The following is a 14,721-nucleotide window of genomic DNA, read 5'->3' on the forward strand; positions in this document are numbered from 1 at the left end:
GCCCGGCGCGCTACCTCGCGGCCAGGATGTCGCCGACCGTGGCCAGGGTGACCACCGCGGGCTCGCCGGGTCGCAGGCCCAGCGCCGTCCGCAGCGACCCGCACCGCACCACGACGGGCATCGCGTCGTCGAGGTCGTCGGCCGGGACGTCAGCGTCGAAAGCCTCGTCCTCCTCCCGCGCATCCGGCTCGGCGTCCGCCGTCAGGGTCGCCTGCACCAGCTCCCCCTCGGCCCATGTCATGTCCACAGTGATCCCGCCGCGCACCCGCAGGCCGCGCACCGAGCCGTCCCGCCAGCCGGGCGGCAGCGCCGGCAGCAGATGCACCTCCCGCACGCCGTCGACCACCCGGTGGCCCTGCACCAGCATCTCGACGACCCCCGCGGTGAAGCCGAGGTTGCCGTCGACCTGGAACGGCGGATGGGCGCTGAACAGGTTCCGGTAGACCCCCGCGCCGTCCCCGGCGGGCGCCAGCAGCGCGTGCACCAGCTCCTCCGCGCCGGCGCCGTCATGCAGCCGGGCGCGCAGCGCGAGCCGCCAGGCCAGGGCCCAGCCGGTGGAGCGGGGCCCGCGGGCGTCAAGGGTCGCCGCCGCGGCCTTGGCGAGGTCCGGCGTGGTGTCCGGGTGCACCCAGCCGCCGGGGAACACCCCGATCAGGTGCGAGGTGTGGCGATGCTCGGGCTCCGCGTCGACCAGGTCCTGCGACCACTCGGCCAGGCGGCCGTCGGGCATGGCCCGCTCCCCCGGCAGCCGGCGCAACGCCGCGCCGACCTCCGCCCGCCACGCGTCGACGTCGACGGGTTGGTCGGTGTCCGGGTCGATGTGCTCGACGCAATCCTCCAGTGCGTCGAGTGAGGCCAGCGTGCACTCGAGCACGCCGCGCACCAGCGCCAAGTCGGAGGTCGTGGACGTCGACACCGCCGCCGGCGCCCCGTCGTCCGCCACGAAGTGGTTCTCCGGGCTGGTCGCGGGCGAGGTGCCCAGGGAGCCGTCGGGCTGCTCGACGAGCCAGTCCAGGCAGAACCGCGCGGCGCCGTGCAGCAGCGGCCACGCGCGCCCGAGGGCCGCCGTGTCGCCGGTGAACTCGAAGTGCTCCCACACGTGCTGCGCGAGCCAGGCGCCGCCCAGCGGCCACGCGGTCCACGACGGGTCGCCGTCCCCCTCGCCGGCGGGCAGCGTGAACGCCCAGGCGTCGGAGTTGTGGTGCGCGGTCCACCCGCGGGCCCCGTACAGCTCGCGAGCGGTGGCGGCCCCCGACGCCGCCACGCCGGGCAGCCAGCCCAGCAGCGGCTCGGCGCACTCGGCCAGGTTGGCGGGCCCCGCGGGCCAGTACGCCATCTCCAGGTTGATGTTGGTGGTGTACGCCGAGCTCCACGCCGGGCGGACGTCCTCGTTCCAGATGCCCTGCAGCGTCATCGGCATCGTGCCCGGGCGGGAGCCCGCGATCATCAGGTAGCGCCCGTACTGGAACAACATCGCCGCCAGCGCCGGGTCGCCGCCCATCACCGCATGGCGCGCCACCCGCGAGTCAGTGGTCAGGGCGTCATGGCCGGGGTTGCCGCCGAGGTCCAAGGCGACCCGGTCGAAGAGCGCAGCATGGTCGGCGACGTGGTCGGCGCGCAGCCGCTCCACCGACTGCTCCGCAGCCGCCGCCACAGTGCCCCGCGCGCGCCGCAGCAGCTTGCCGATGTCGCCGTGCGGCGGCCGCATCGCCCCCGCGTAGTCGCTCACCGACGTGAGCAGCACCGTCACCTCGCGGGCTCCGTGCACCGTCAGCCCGTCGTCGCGCACCCGCAGGGCGCCGTCGGTGACCACGCGCATCACCACGGCAGCCGTGATCGAGGCGCCCGGGTCGTCGTCGTAGGCGACCGGCTCCGCGGCGTCCTCATGCGGCGGGTACACGTGGGAGGGCATCCGCACGGTGCCCGCCCACAGGTCCACGTCGCCGGGGGCGAGGACCACGGGGTGCGGGGACGTGACGCGGACCAGCAGGTCGACGGGCACCTCGGACGTGCGGTGCACCACCAGCACCCCGGCGGGCGCGCTGACGAACGCCTGCTGCTCAGTCCGCTCCCCCACCTCGCCGAACCGGTGGCCGGCCACCGCCTCGCCCAGGTCCAGCCAGCGCCGGTACCCGGGCGGGACCTCGTCCTCCGCGCGGCCCGGCTGCTCCACCACCAGGTCCACCAGCGGCTGGTACGCCTGCGTGTGCCCATGCTGCAGCCGCTGCGCCAACTGCTCGGCGCGGCGCACATCGCCCTCCGCGAGCGCCTCCCGGGCGGCCCGCACCACCTCCGGGCCCTCCCCGGGCGCCAGCAGCGGCCGCCCGGAGGCCGTGGCCGGCGAGCCCGACCAGCAGGTGTCGTCGTTGACCTGGAACCGGTCGCGGCGGACCCCGCCGAAGCACATCGCGCCCAGGCGCCCGTTGCCCAGCGGCAACGCGTCAGTCCACAGGTCGGCAGGTCGGTCGTCGTGCAAGCGCACTTGGTCCCCCTCGCTCGGACCGCGCAGACGGCCCGCCTCACCGCGCGGCGCCGGCGGCCACCGGCGCCGTTCCCCGTCGAGCTGTCGACAGCGAGCAGCTTTCCCGCCGAAAAGTCCGATCTTCGCAGGTGGCGGGCCGGGCGTCCTGCCGAACGGCGCGCGATTCTCCGCGATTCAGCGGGCGCCACGTCCCCAGACGCGACTCGACCCGGGACCGACATGCGGTCCCGGGTCGAGTGGTCGTGCTGTGAGGCTCAGGCCTGCTTGGGCAGCGGGCCCGTCCCGGCGTCAGCCGAGCCGGTCACCGGCGGGGCCGGCGGGAGGTCCGTGCCGGAGCCCGGCGTCCCGACGGCGCCCACGTGAGCGGGCTCCTTCGAGGCCGAGTCGTTCGGCACGCCCTTGAAGGTGAACTCCCCGAGGATGCCCTCGCCCTCGGCGTCCACGATGACCTTCTGGCCGGACGTGATCTCCCCGAAGAGGATCTTCTCGGAGAGCTGGTCCTCGATGTCGCGCTGGATGGCGCGACGCAGCGGACGGGCGCCGAGCACCGGGTCGTAACCCTTCTCCGACAGCAGCTTCTTGGCCGCCGGGGTGATCTCGATCGACATGTCCTTGTCCTTCATGCGCGCGTCGAGCTTGGCGATCATCAGGTCGACGATCGCGAAGATCTCCGGCTGGGACAGCTGCGGGAACACCACGACGTCGTCCACACGGTTCAGGAACTCCGGGCGGAAGTGCTGCTTCAGCTCGTCGTTGACCTTCGCCTTCATCCGGTCGTAGGACGTCGACAGGTCGCCACCGGCCTGGAAGCCGGTCTGCAGGCCCTTGGCGATGTCCCGCGTGCCGAGGTTCGTGGTCATGATGATCACGGTGTTCTTGAAGTCGACGACGCGGCCCTGCGAGTCGGTCAGGCGACCGTCCTCGAGGATCTGCAGCAGCGAGTTGAAGATGTCCGCGTGGGCCTTCTCGACCTCGTCGAACAGCACCACGGAGAACGGCTTGCGCCGCACCTTCTCGGTCAGCTGGCCGCCCTCGTCGTACCCGACGTAGCCGGGGGGCGAGCCGAACAGCCGCGAGACGGTGTGCTTCTCCGAGAACTCCGACATGTCGAGCTGGATCAGCGCGTCCTCGTCCCCGAACAGGAACTCGGCGAGCGCCTTGGCGAGCTCCGTCTTCCCGACGCCCGTGGGCCCCGCGAAGATGAACGAGCCACCGGGGCGCTTCGGGTCCTTGAGCCCGGCGCGCGTGCGACGGATCGCCTGGGACAGCGCCTTGATGGCCGCCTCCTGGCCGACGACCCGCTTGTGCAGCTCGTCCTCCATCTTGAGCAGGCGGCTGGACTCGGCCTCGGTCAGCTTGAACACCGGAATGCCGGTCGCGATCGCCAGCACCTCGGCGATCAGCTCCTCGTCCACCTCGGCCACCGCATCGAGGTCGCCCGACTTCCAGGCCTTCTCCTTCTCGATGCGCTTGAGCCCGAGCTGCTTCTCGGCGTCACGCAGGCGAGCGGCCTTCTCGAAGTCCTGCTCGTCGATCGCGGACTCCTTGTCGCGGCGCGTCTCGGCGATCTGCTCGTCGAGGTCGCGCAGCTCCGGCGGAGCCGTCATACGGCGGATGCGCAGGCGCGCGCCCGCCTCGTCGACCAGGTCGATGGCCTTGTCCGGCAGGAACCGGTCGTTGACGTAGCGGTCCGCGAGGGTCGCGGCGGCCACCAGGGCGCCATCGGTGATGGACACGCGGTGGTGCGCCTCGTAGCGGTCGCGCAGGCCCTTGAGGATCTCGATCGCGTGCTGCAGGTTCGGCTCGGCGACCTGGATCGGCTGGAAGCGGCGCTCCAGGGCCGGGTCCTTCTCGACGTACTTGCGGTACTCGTCGAGCGTGGTCGCGCCGATGGTCTGCAGCTCGCCACGCGCCAGCATCGGCTTCAGGATGCTGGCCGCGTCGATCGCGCCCTCCGCGGCGCCCGCCCCGACGAGGGTGTGGATCTCGTCGATGAACAGGATGATGTCGCCGCGCGTGCGGATCTCCTTGAGGACCTTCTTCAGGCGCTCCTCGAAGTCACCGCGGTACCGGCTGCCCGCGACGAGCGCGCCGAGGTCCAGCGTGTACAGCTGCTTGTCCTTCAGCGTCTCCGGGACGTCACCGCGCACGATGTCCTGCGCGAGGCCCTCGACGACGGCCGTCTTGCCGACGCCCGGCTCGCCGATCAGCACCGGGTTGTTCTTGGTGCGGCGGGACAGCACCTGCATGACCCGCTCGATCTCCTTCTCGCGCCCGATCACCGGGTCGAGCTTGCCGTCGCGCGCAGCCTGCGTGAGGTTCCGGCCGAACTGGTCGAGCACGGCAGAGCCCGAGGGCTGGCCCTCGGCGGGGCCGCCCGAGGCGACCGGTTCCTTGCCCTGGTAGCCCGACAGCAGCTGGATGACCTGCTGGCGCACGCGGTTCAGGTCGGCGCCCAGCTTGTTCAGCACCTGGGCGGCGACACCCTCACCCTCACGGATGAGGCCGAGCAGGATGTGCTCGGTGCCGATGTAGTTGTGGCCGAGCTGCAGCGCCTCGCGCAGGCTCAGCTCCAGCACCTTCTTGGCCCGCGGCGTGAACGGGATGTGGCCGCTCGGCGCCTGCTGGCCCTCGCCGATGATCTCCTGGACCTGGGCGCGCACGGCGTCCAGGGAGATGCCGAGGGACTCCAGGGCCTTGGCCGCGACACCCTCACCCTCGTGGATCAAACCCAGGAGGATGTGCTCGGTGCCGATGTAGTTGTGGTTGAGCATCCGCGCCTCTTCTTGGGCGAGGACGACCACGCGACGGGCTCGGTCCGTGAATCTCTCGAACATGTGCACTCCTCACGAGCGACGTGCTTGGTCGGTTACCCGGGGCAGGCCCACGGGCCCGACAAGGCGGCGTTGTTCGATGCTAACGGCGGCGCCCCGCCCAACCTGCCCGTGTTCGCCGCAGGCGTGACGCCAGGCCCTGTCGCGGCGTCCGATGAGATCGGCACACGCCGGGCGCAGCGTCAGCAACCAGTCGGAGCCCGCCACCCCGGGGTCTCAGTTGGCGCTCTGTCGCGCATCTGACAGGAGCAACGCGTTTACGCCATCACGCCGTTGCGCCCGCCATAGGTCGAGCCCAGCCCATTGCCGCGGTGCACCCAGTGACCCGATGTCGAGGTCGGATGACGACGGGAATGCCTCGAGCAGTGAGGCAAGACGGCGGCGCCATTCGATGTCAGCGTCGATCGATCTCAGCAGGTAAGCGATCACCGCCAGCGCGTTGTACACGCCGAAGACGCTCTTGGGCGAGTCGCTCTCGCGCAGGTGATCGAGTAGTGGCACGACTCCCACCTTCGGTCGACCCGGCGCGTGCTGCAGCTTCCGGTTGTACAGGCGAGCGCGGTGCGCGGCAACGTTGCGCACGTAGTTCACGCTCGCGAGCCAACTCGCCATCAGCCTCTTCGTCGGGACCCCGAACGCTTGAGCGATCTCCCCCGCGTCATCGTCGTTGAGGCCCCTGTAGAGGCGGGAGAGGTGACCGAGCTCGAGGATCTCGGTGAGCGCCCAGATGGGCATCTGTCCGCCGTACGTCTCCCGGAAATGCCTGACGAAGGTCTCGTCAGAACCCTCCCGACGCTCACCGACGCGCTGCAGCCACGCGGCGTGCTTGCTCGGCAGTGTCCGCCAACCGGTCGCCGGGTCTACCTGGTGTTCGACGAACTTGGGGAGGAAGACCTCGGCGTCGAGGTGCGCGAAGGCAGAACGCCGTCCGAGCACGTAACCGACCCGCATGCGCAGGGCGACCTCGATTCGCTCGACGCCTTCCATCACCAGCATCCGCAAGTCCCGATCAAAGTCGATCACCTGTGCAATGTGGTCGATGGACGCTCCGGGCCGGTAGCCGCTCACGACTCGCGTTCGCAACCTGCCGTCCTCGCCCACCTGCTGCTCCGAACTGCGGAGCGGGTAGAGGTACCCCGTGAGTCGGTAGTAGCCGATCGCGCTCAGGAGAGCCTTCGTGTGTTCCCTGGGATCCACGTCGACCCCGCGGTCTTCAAGCCTCGCAACCTGTTGGTCGAGAGAGAGCCACTCCTTGGTGTACTCGCCCATGACCCTCCAGCGGAACGAAAATCAGCCCGCCGCCTAAGGCGACGGGCTGATCATGATGCTGCGAGGCTAACGGCCCCTCGCCCCGGCGTCCAGCGGCGGAGCGCGTCATGTGGATGCCACGATTACCAACCCCGCAGCTCCGGAGCCTCGTCGAGGTACGCCTCGTACAGCGCCCGCTCCTCAGGGGTGAACGCCCGCGCGGTGTGCGTCGCCTTGTCGAGCTGCACCATCCGCGAGCGGGCCCGCAGGTACACCGTGCCGGCGTCGGCGGCGTCGACGATCTCGTAGGCGAAGTCGACCGACGAGCGGCCGATCCGCGACACCCACACCTCGACGGCGAACGGCGCAGGCCGGAAGGTCAGGGGCGCCACGTAGTCGATCTCATGCTTGACGACCACGAGCAGCGAGGCGCTGAGGGCGCCCATCTCGTCGACGCCCATCGACGGGAACAGCGTGAACCGGGCGTCGTCGAGATAGCGCAGGTAGGCGGCGTTGTTGACGTGCCCGAACAGGTCCACGTCCGACCACCGCACCGGCATGACGACCCGGCCCCGGCTCGTGCTGGTCGTCTGCGGAGCCGTCTCATCCATGCCGCCAACCCTACGACCGGCAGATCGGCGGCTCAGCCCGCCAGCGCCGCCCGCACCCGCTGCGACAGCGCCTTGCCGTCCACCCGCCCGAGCGGCGCCGCTGCGGCGGTGGCCGCCTTCATCACGGCGCCCATGTCCTTCATGCTGCTGGCGCCGGTGGCCGTGATGGCGTCGGCGACGATCGTGTCGAGCTGCTCCTCGCTGACGGCTGCCGGCAGGTAGGCCTCGATGAGGTCGGCTTCGGCTGTCTCGTTCGCGGCGCGGTCGGCGGCGCCGGCGCCGGTGTAGATCTCCGCGCTCTCACGGCGCTTCTTGACCTCGCGGACGAGGACTTCCTGCACCTGCTCCTCGGTGAGCTCGACGACCATGGGCCCCGCCTTCTCGGCGGCGCGGACGGCGCCGATCGCTTGGCGCAGCGTCCCGGTGCGGAACGTGTCTCGGGCCTTCATGGAGGTGGTCAGGTCGGACGTCAGCCTCTCGAGTGTGCTCATGGGAGCCATCGTCCCCCATGCCAGCGGCGCGGGCCCGCCTCAGGGGCGTCCGACGTCGTAGGTGACCTGGACCATGCCGTTGTCGAAGCGCCGTTCGCGGGTGAGCCGCAGGTCGAGCGAGAGCCCGTCGGGGAAGACCTTCCCGCCGCCTCCGACGATGACGGGGCACAGCAGGAGCTCCACCACGTCGACGAGGCCCAACGAGAGCGCCGTGGCGGCGAGGGTGGGGCCCTCGACCGTCAGGTCGCCCGACGCCTCGGCTTTGGCGCGCTCGACCGCCTCGACTGTGAGGGCCCGTTCGAGGCGGGTGCGCTCGGTCCACACCTTGTCGAGGGTGGTGGAGAAGACCACCTTGTCGGCGCGCTTCCACACGTCCGCGAAGCGCGCCGACTCGGGTGATCCCTCAGCCCAGGAGGGCTCGGTCTCCCATCCGGCCATCGTCTCGTACATGCGCCGGCCCATGAGGTAGGTGCTGACGCCCACGGTGTCCGCCGTGAGGGCGGCGATGACTGCCTCATCGGGCATCGCCCAGGCGAAGCCGCCCTGCGCGTCGGTGTTGTAGCCGTCCAGAGACGAGGCGACGGAGTAGATGACTCTTCCCATCCGCCCACTCAACCGGCCCGCGAAGTCGGGCACAAGTGGGCGAAGTGGCCGTCACTCGCTGTGCGAGGGGATCACCCGCCAGGCCACCACGGCGGCGACGAGGGTGATGCCCGCCGCGACCAGCGACGTGGCCTGCATCGCGGAGACGAAGGACTCCTGCGCATGGTGGACGAGGTCGGATCCGGGCTCGAGCACGGAGAGCGCCGAGGCCAGGGAGTCCTGCACGCTGCTGCGCTGGGCGGCGTCGAGCGTCGCGGGCAGGTCGAGGCCGGAGCGGTAGAGCACCGACATGAGCGAGCCGAGCACGGTGATGCCGAACACGACGCCGAGCTCGTAGGCGGTCTCGGAGATCGCCGAGGCCGCGCCGGCCTTGTGGGGCTCGACGGAGGAGACGACCGCGTCGGCGGTCAGCGTCCCGGCGATCCCCACGCCCAGGCCCACGGGGACCAGGGCGAGCGCGAGCCACACGTAGTTCTCGGAGCCCTCGGCGACGGCCACGAGCGCCAGCCCGAGCGCGGTCAGCGCGAGCGCGGCCCCGACGGCGCGCCCGCGGCCGAGGCGGGCCAGCGACCAGCCGACCAGGGCGATGGCGCCGATGGAGGCGAGGGTCGTGGGCAGCTCGGCCAGGCCTGCCTGCATCGGGCCGAACCCGCGGGCCAGCTGGAGGTACTGGGAGAAGAAGAACAGCAGGCCGGTGAGGGCGAAGACCGACACGAAGTTGGCCGCGACGGCGCCGCTGAACGCGGGCCGCTGGAACAGCGTGAGGTCGAGCAGCGGGGTCGCCAGGCGGCGCTGGCGGCGGATGAACACCACTGCCGCCACCACCGCGATCGCCGCGGAGGACAGGGTCACCGTGTCGAGGCCCGAGCTGGCCAGGTGCTTGATCGCGTACACGAACGAGGCGATGGTGACGAGCGACAGCGCGGCGGACGCGAGGTCGAACGGCCCGGGTGAGGGGTCCCGCGACTCGGGCAGCACGATCGCGCCGAAGACCAGCAGCGCGGCCATGACCGGCACGTTCACCAGGAACACCGAGCCCCACCAGTAGTGCTCGAGCAGGAATCCGCCGACGAGCGGGCCGATGGCAGCGCCGCCGCCGAACGCCGCCGACCAGATCGCGATGGCGCGGGTGCGCTCGCGGGCGTCGGGGAACAGGTTCCGGATGATCGAGAGCGTCGACGGCATCAGCGTCGCGCCTGCGACGCCGAGGAGCAGTCGCGCGGCGATGAGGGTCTCGGCGTTCGGCGCGTAGGCGGCCACCACGGAGGCTGCTCCGAACGCGAGCGCGCCGCTGAGCAGGAGCTTCTTGCGCCCGATCCGGTCCGCCAGGGTGCCCATCGTGACCAGCAGGCCCGCGAGTGCGAGCGAGTAGACGTCGCCGATCCACAGGATCTGCGTCGCGGTGGGCGCGAGGTCGAGCGTGAGCGCGGGGACGGCGAGGTAGAGCACCGTCCCGTCGATCGCGAGCAGCAGGACGGCGATGACGAGCACCGAGAGCGCCGCCCAGCGGCGGGGGTGGGCCACGGTTTCGGTTGTGGGCATCGGCATCTGCGTGTTGACCATGATCCACCAAACTATACTGACCGGCCGGTACAGTTCCACCGTGGGCGAGGATGTGGGGCAGTGATCTCCGCCACGGGCTCAAGAAGGAGGGCGCACATGGCGCGCACCGCCGGCCGCACCGCACAGGACACGCGCAGGGTGGTCTTCGACGCCGCGAGCACGGTGTTCCGCACCCACGGCATGGCCGCGACGCTCGACGACGTCGCGCAGGAGGCCGGGCTGTCCAAGGGCGGGGTGATCTACCACTTCGCGACCAAGGACCACCTCATGACGGCACTCGCCCAGTCGCTGCTCGAGGACTTCCGGGAGGCCGTGCACAGCAGCATCGACCCCTCAGACGATCGCCCGGGCCGCCTCACCCGCGCCTACGTGCGCGCGAGCCTGGCCGAGGCAGAGCTCCGCACGGCGCATGAGACGTACTCCCTGATCACCCAGCTCATCACGAGCCCCGCCGTGGCCGAGGTGGCGCGCGAGGACGCCAGCCGGTGGCGCCGCGACCTCGCGGACGACGGCCTTCCCCCCGCCGTCACGAGCCTCGTCGTCGCCGCCGCCGACGGGGCCAACGCGGCGCCGCTGTGGGGCGGCGGGATCGACGCCGCCGAGAATGAGCGGCTCGCCGACCAGCTCATCGCCCTGACCCTCGACCCCGCCGGCTGGGCGCGCGCCGTCACCCCCTGACCCCACGCGCGCCTACCGTGAGGGGTGCCCAGCGAACGACCCTCCCCATCGGCGGCCGCCCCCGCCGCTCCCCCAGGCCCCGTCGCGGGCCTGCTGCTCTTCCCCGGAGCCGGCGCCGACCGCGACCACCACACGCTGGTCGCCCTGGAGCAGGCGCTGGCCCCGCTGCCGGTGCGCCGAGTCGACTTCCCGGGCAGGGCCGCGGGCCGCAAGGCGCCCGACCGGGCGCCCGTGGCCATCGCGCACGTCCGCGCCGAGTCGGACCGGTTCGCCGCCGACCTGGGCGTGGCGCCCGACCGCATCCTGCTGGGCGGCCGCTCCTTCGGTGGGCGGATGGCGTCGATGGCCGTCGCCGAGGGACAGCCCGCCGCCGGGCTGGTGCTGCTGTCCTACCCGCTGCACCCGCCAGGCAAGCCGGACCGCCTGCGCGTCGAGCATCTGCCCGATGTGCGCGTCCCGGTGCTGGCCGTCTCCGGGGAGCGCGACCCGTTCGGCACGCCCGCCGAGCTCACCGCACACCTGGCCGCGATCGGCGGCCCGGTGACCACGGTGTTCGTTCCCGGCAACCACGCGCCGAAGGACGACGCGCCCATCATCGCGGCGGTGGCCCGCTGGCTGGCGCCCGCCTAGGCGCCGAGCGCCCGCTCGAACTCGGCGAGCGCATCCGGGCTGACCAGCACGAACCGCACGAGCGCGGGCCGACGCCCGGGCTCCGGCGACCGCCAGCCGCGCACGGCGGCGACCGCCACATCGGCGACCTGGGCCATCGGCCACCCGTAGACGCCCGCGCTCACCGCCGGGAAGGCGACGCTGGCCGCGCCGAGCCCGGCCGCGACGTCGAGGGACCGGGTGAAGCAGGACGCCAGCAGGGCGGGGTCGCGCTGACCGGCGTGCGCGTTGGGCCCCACGGTGTGCACCACCCACCGCGCGGGCAGCCGGCCCGCCGGAGTCGCGACGGCCTCGCCGGTGGGCAGCCCGTCGGGCCAGGCCTCGCGGCGGACCTGTCGGCAAGCCGCCAGCAGAGCGGGCCCTGCGGCGGCGTGGAGGGCGCCGTCCACCCCGCCCCCGCCGAGCAGCGACGAGTTGGCGGCGTTGACGACGACGTCGACGTCCTGGGTGGTGAGGTCTCCCAGCATGGCTTCTATGCGCATCACGACATCCTCACCCGCCCTCTGTGCTGGCAACACTGGAGGAACAAGCCTCGCAGACGCCGCAGAGGGGACGAATGTCCACGATTCGGATGGCAGTGGGCGCCGGGTGTGGACCGCGTCCAGGATGGCGCACATGACGACGCTGGCGGCCTGCGCGCGGGGACTCGTGCCCGCTGCGCCCCCCGCGTCCGCCTGTCGCTGTCGGTAGCCGAGAGGACCGCCGCGACCGCCCCGACGGGCGCTCATGCGACGCCGAGCCACACCCCGGGCGACACCGCCGCGGGCAGGCCTCTGACACCTCCTCTCGGCGCCCCGCACCCGTCCGCCCGTGGCCCGCGCGCGCCCTCCCCCGCCGGGCCGGCTCACCTCCAAGGACCGACATGACCCACCTCTCGCACGACCCCGATCCCGCGCCCGACGCCGACACCACGCCACCGCCCGGCGTGGCCTGGACCGTCGCGGGCCTGCTGCTCGTGGTGCTGCTCGCCGCGCTCACCCGGTTCCTCGAGCTCAACGTCCCCGTGTGGACCGAGGGCACCCCGCTGGCCCGCATCGCCAAGCCCGTCGAGTTCCCGGTCTACGCCATCGCGCTGGGCCTGCTCGGCAACGCGGTGCTGGTGGCGACGAACCTCAAGGACAAGCTGGCCGCCGCGTTCCGCACCGAGCTGTTCATCAAGACGGGCGTGGTGCTGCTCGGGGCGTCGGTGAACCTCAGCCTGATCGTCACGGCAGCCGTGCCCGCGATCGTGCAGGCGTTGGTGCTGATCTCCAGCGTGTTCCTGTTCACCTGGTGGGTGGGCGGGAAGTTCGGGCTCGACGACAAGCTGCGCGCGCTGCTCAGCTCCGCAGTGTCCATCTGCGGGGTCAGCGCGGCCATCTCGGCGGCGGGCGCCGTGCAGGCCAAGCGTGAGCAGCTCGCCTACGCGGCCAGCCTGGTGATCGTGTTCGCGCTGCCGTCGATCTTCGTGCTGCCGTGGCTGGTCGACTTGCTGGGCCTGAGCCCCGCCGTCGCCGGCGCGTGGATCGGCGGCAACATCGACACCACGGCGGCCGTCGCGGCAGCCGGGACACTCGCCGGCGAGGACGCGCTGGCCCTCGCGACCATCGTGAAGGCCACGCAGAACGCGCTGATCGGCGTGGTGGCGATCGCCCTCACCGCGTACTTCGCGTTCAAGGTCGAGCGCCGCCCCGACGCCGCGGCGCCTGGTGTCGGCGAGCTGTGGCGGCGGTTCCCGAAGTTCGTGCTGGGCTTCCTCGCGGCGTCGGTGATCGGCACCGTCTACCTCGCCCAGGTCGGCTCGGACGTCGGCAAGCCGGTGATCACCGTGGCGAACGACCTGCGGACGCTGTTCTTCATCCTGGCATTCGTCAGCATCGGCCTCGAGCTGCGCGTCAAGGCGCTGCGCGCCGCCGGGTGGCGGCCGGTGGCGGTCTTCGGGCTGGCCACCGTGTTCAACCTCGTCGTGGGCCTCGCGTTGGCGTCAGTGCTGTTCGCGGGCTTCGAGCTCTGACCTGGCCTGTCAGGCGCCGGGCGCCGGGTGGTGCGGTCGCCGCGCCGCCCGGCGCCCCACGTCTGCGGGGGTGCGGGCTGCGAGCTGCGGGACCGCCTCAGCGGGCTCCGGGGTCTGACTCGATGAGCAGCGTCACTGGCCCGTCGTTGACGATGTCCACCTGCATGTCCGCGCCGAACCGTCCCGTGGCGACCTCGATCCCCCGCCCGCGCAGGGCGTCGACCACGGCGTCCACGAGCGGCTCGGCGACCGGGCCGGGCGCCGCGGCGTTCCACGTCGGCCGCCGGCCCTTGCGGGTGTCGCCGTAGAGCGTGAACTGGCTGACCACCAGCACGGGGGCGCCGGCGTCGGTCACGCTGAGCTCGCCGCGCAGGATGCGCAGGTCCGCGATCTTGCGCGCGACGAGCTCCACCTGCGCGGGCCCGTCACCGGGCGTCACACCGACCAGCGCCACGAGCCCGGGACGGTCGATGGCGCCCACGACCTCGCCGTCGACGGTCACGCTGGCCCGCGTGACCCGCTGCAGCACGGCCCTCATGCACGCCCCGTGTCGTCGGCCGCCGCGCCTGCCGTCGCGCCGAAGGCCGCGATCACGGCGCCGACGGGCCGCCCGTGGCCCAGCACATCCACCCGTCCGGCGCGGTCCAGCGCCCCCACATCCGCGCCCGGAGCCTGGTCGGCCCCGGCGACCCGCAGCGCCTCCCGCAGGATGACGGGCCGGGGCCGGGCACTGCCGTCGGCGACCTTGAACGCGAGCGCCCCGCCATCGGGCAGCGCGGCCGCGTACACGCCCTCGGCGCCGTCCTTCGCGATCAGCCCGGGCACGGCGAGCATGACCTCGGTGGCGTCGCGCCCGGTCCCGGCGACATGCCACGGGTGCGCGCTCATCGCCTGGGCCACGCGGGCCTCGGCGCTGCCCGGCGCCGCATGCGGGGCGCGGGCGATCACGGCGAAGGCCCGTGCCAGGCCGCGCAGCGTCGTGGCGAACAGCGGCGCCCCACAGCCGTCCACCGTGGGATGGCTCGCGGGCTCGCCGGTCAGCTCGGCGAGCGTCTGGCGCACCGCCTGCTGCAACGGGTGCTGGGGGTCGAGGTAGCTCGCGGTGTCCCACCCGGCGGCCACGCAGGTCGCGAGCATCGCCGCGTGCTTGCCCGAGCAGTTCTGCGCCACCGACTCCGGGCCGCGCCCTGAGCGCTGCCACTCCAACGCGGCTGCGGCGTCCAGGGGCAGCGTCGGGGTGTTCTGCAGCGCGGACTCGTCCAGCCCGGCGCCGGCGAGGATCTCCCGGACGCCCGCGACGTGCGCGGGCTCCCCGTTGTGGCTTGCGGCGGCGAGCGCGAGGTGGGCGCCGTGCAGGTCCAGGCCGTTGCGCAGCATCGCGACGGCCTGCAACGGCTTCAGCGACGACCGCCCGTAGATGGGCTGGTCGGGGTCGCCCACCGTGAGTCGCGCCGCGCCGTCGGGCCCGAGGACGACCAGGCTCCCCACATGCTCGGACTCGACGAGGTCGCCCCGCACCACCTGGGCGAGCAGTGCCGCGGGCATGCTG

General features: G+C 72.5%; 13 protein-coding genes. 3 read left to right on the forward strand and 10 right to left on the reverse strand.

All coding sequences use genetic code 11. The features are described from left to right. Nucleotides 1-10: 10 nt before the first annotated feature. The 7 genes from QUV83_RS15735 to QUV83_RS15765 all read right to left on the reverse strand — a co-directional run bounded on the left by QUV83_RS15735 (nucleotide 11) and on the right by QUV83_RS15765 (nucleotide 9,811). Entirely contained in the window at nucleotides 11-2,476 is a 2,466-nt protein-coding gene (locus QUV83_RS15735) for a glycosyl hydrolase family 95 catalytic domain-containing protein (protein ID WP_289565871.1), read from the reverse strand. Between the two features lie 260 nt (nucleotides 2,477-2,736). Beyond that, nucleotides 2,737-5,319: an ATP-dependent Clp protease ATP-binding subunit gene (locus QUV83_RS15740; protein WP_289565872.1), complete on the reverse strand. Its 2,583-nt coding sequence runs from the start codon at nucleotides 5,317-5,319 to the stop codon at nucleotides 2,737-2,739. A gap of 213 nt (nucleotides 5,320-5,532) precedes the next feature. Next, the gene (locus tag QUV83_RS15745) at nucleotides 5,533-6,585 is read right to left on the reverse strand and encodes an Abi family protein (protein ID WP_289565873.1); all 1,053 of its coding nucleotides are present in this window, start codon (nucleotides 6,583-6,585) and stop codon (nucleotides 5,533-5,535) included. A 122-nt stretch (nucleotides 6,586-6,707) separates the two neighbouring features. Then, nucleotides 6,708-7,175 carry an acyl-CoA thioesterase gene (locus tag QUV83_RS15750; protein ID WP_289565874.1) on the reverse strand — a complete coding sequence of 156 codons (468 nt, stop codon included), beginning with the start codon at nucleotides 7,173-7,175 and terminating at the stop codon, nucleotides 6,708-6,710. Nucleotides 7,176-7,207: 32 nt separating this feature from the next. Further along, nucleotides 7,208-7,666 carry a GatB/YqeY domain-containing protein gene (locus QUV83_RS15755; protein ID WP_289565875.1) on the reverse strand — a complete coding sequence of 153 codons (459 nt, stop codon included), beginning with the start codon at nucleotides 7,664-7,666 and terminating at the stop codon, nucleotides 7,208-7,210. A gap of 39 nt (nucleotides 7,667-7,705) precedes the next feature. Further along, nucleotides 7,706-8,269: a dihydrofolate reductase family protein gene (locus QUV83_RS15760; protein ID WP_289565876.1), complete on the reverse strand. Its 564-nt coding sequence runs from the start codon at nucleotides 8,267-8,269 to the stop codon at nucleotides 7,706-7,708. Nucleotides 8,270-8,320: 51 nt separating this feature from the next. Continuing rightward, nucleotides 8,321-9,811, reverse strand: a complete 1,491-nt coding sequence (locus QUV83_RS15765) for an MFS transporter (RefSeq protein WP_289565877.1) — start codon at nucleotides 9,809-9,811, stop codon at nucleotides 8,321-8,323. 117 nt (nucleotides 9,812-9,928) lie between these two features. On the opposite strand from QUV83_RS15765, the gene QUV83_RS15770 reads away from it, so the two are divergent. Further along, nucleotides 9,929-10,510, forward strand: coding sequence for a TetR/AcrR family transcriptional regulator (locus tag QUV83_RS15770; protein WP_289565878.1), 582 nt, complete (start codon nucleotides 9,929-9,931; stop codon nucleotides 10,508-10,510). 24 nt (nucleotides 10,511-10,534) lie between these two features. Further along, entirely contained in the window at nucleotides 10,535-11,140 is a 606-nt protein-coding gene (locus QUV83_RS15775; RefSeq protein ID WP_289565879.1) for an alpha/beta hydrolase family protein, read from the forward strand. Here the strand turns inward: QUV83_RS15775 and QUV83_RS15780 are convergent. Continuing rightward, a complete protein-coding gene (locus tag QUV83_RS15780; RefSeq protein ID WP_289565880.1) occupies nucleotides 11,137-11,661 on the reverse strand; it encodes an O-acetyl-ADP-ribose deacetylase in 525 nt (174 codons plus the stop codon). The genes QUV83_RS15775 and QUV83_RS15780 overlap by 4 nt on opposite strands. Before the next feature lie 380 nt (nucleotides 11,662-12,041). On the opposite strand from QUV83_RS15780, the gene QUV83_RS15785 reads away from it, so the two are divergent. Continuing rightward, the gene (locus tag QUV83_RS15785) at nucleotides 12,042-13,172 is read left to right on the forward strand and encodes a YeiH family protein (RefSeq protein WP_289565881.1); all 1,131 of its coding nucleotides are present in this window, start codon (nucleotides 12,042-12,044) and stop codon (nucleotides 13,170-13,172) included. Nucleotides 13,173-13,269: 97 nt separating this feature from the next. On the opposite strand, the gene dtd is transcribed toward QUV83_RS15785, so the two are convergent. Further along, a complete protein-coding gene (dtd, locus tag QUV83_RS15790; RefSeq protein ID WP_289565882.1) occupies nucleotides 13,270-13,710 on the reverse strand; it encodes a D-aminoacyl-tRNA deacylase in 441 nt (146 codons plus the stop codon). Further along, nucleotides 13,707-14,717: an asparaginase gene (locus QUV83_RS15795; protein WP_289565916.1), complete on the reverse strand. Its 1,011-nt coding sequence runs from the start codon at nucleotides 14,715-14,717 to the stop codon at nucleotides 13,707-13,709. The genes dtd and QUV83_RS15795 overlap by 4 nt, the downstream gene beginning before the upstream one ends. Between the last annotated feature and the right edge of the window lie 4 nt (nucleotides 14,718-14,721).

Source organism: Cellulomonas cellasea, assembly GCF_030372105.1.
Taxonomy (GTDB): Bacteria; Actinomycetota; Actinomycetes; order Actinomycetales; family Cellulomonadaceae; genus Cellulomonas_A; species Cellulomonas_A cellasea_A.

Excerpts from the sequence above, each read along its gene's own strand:
- QUV83_RS15740 (WP_289565872.1), bottom strand. The coding sequence starts at position 5,319 with ATGTTCGAGAGATTCACGGACCGAGCCCGTCGCGTGGTCGTCCTCGCC.
- QUV83_RS15745 (WP_289565873.1), bottom strand. The coding sequence starts at position 6,585 with ATGGGCGAGTACACCAAGGAGTGGCTCTCTCTCGACCAACAGGTTGCG.
- QUV83_RS15750 (WP_289565874.1), bottom strand. The coding sequence starts at position 7,175 with ATGGATGAGACGGCTCCGCAGACGACCAGCACGAGCCGGGGCCGGGTC.
- QUV83_RS15755 (WP_289565875.1), bottom strand. The coding sequence starts at position 7,666 with ATGAGCACACTCGAGAGGCTGACGTCCGACCTGACCACCTCCATGAAG.
- QUV83_RS15760 (WP_289565876.1), bottom strand. The coding sequence starts at position 8,269 with ATGGGAAGAGTCATCTACTCCGTCGCCTCGTCTCTGGACGGCTACAAC.
- QUV83_RS15765 (WP_289565877.1), bottom strand. The coding sequence starts at position 9,811 with ATGCCCACAACCGAAACCGTGGCCCACCCCCGCCGCTGGGCGGCGCTC.
- QUV83_RS15770 (WP_289565878.1), top strand. The coding sequence starts at position 9,929 with ATGGCGCGCACCGCCGGCCGCACCGCACAGGACACGCGCAGGGTGGTC.
- QUV83_RS15780 (WP_289565880.1), bottom strand. The coding sequence starts at position 11,661 with ATGCGCATAGAAGCCATGCTGGGAGACCTCACCACCCAGGACGTCGAC.
- QUV83_RS15785 (WP_289565881.1), top strand. The coding sequence starts at position 12,042 with ATGACCCACCTCTCGCACGACCCCGATCCCGCGCCCGACGCCGACACC.
- dtd (WP_289565882.1), bottom strand. The coding sequence starts at position 13,710 with ATGAGGGCCGTGCTGCAGCGGGTCACGCGGGCCAGCGTGACCGTCGAC.
- QUV83_RS15795 (WP_289565916.1), bottom strand. The coding sequence starts at position 14,717 with ATGCCCGCGGCACTGCTCGCCCAGGTGGTGCGGGGCGACCTCGTCGAG.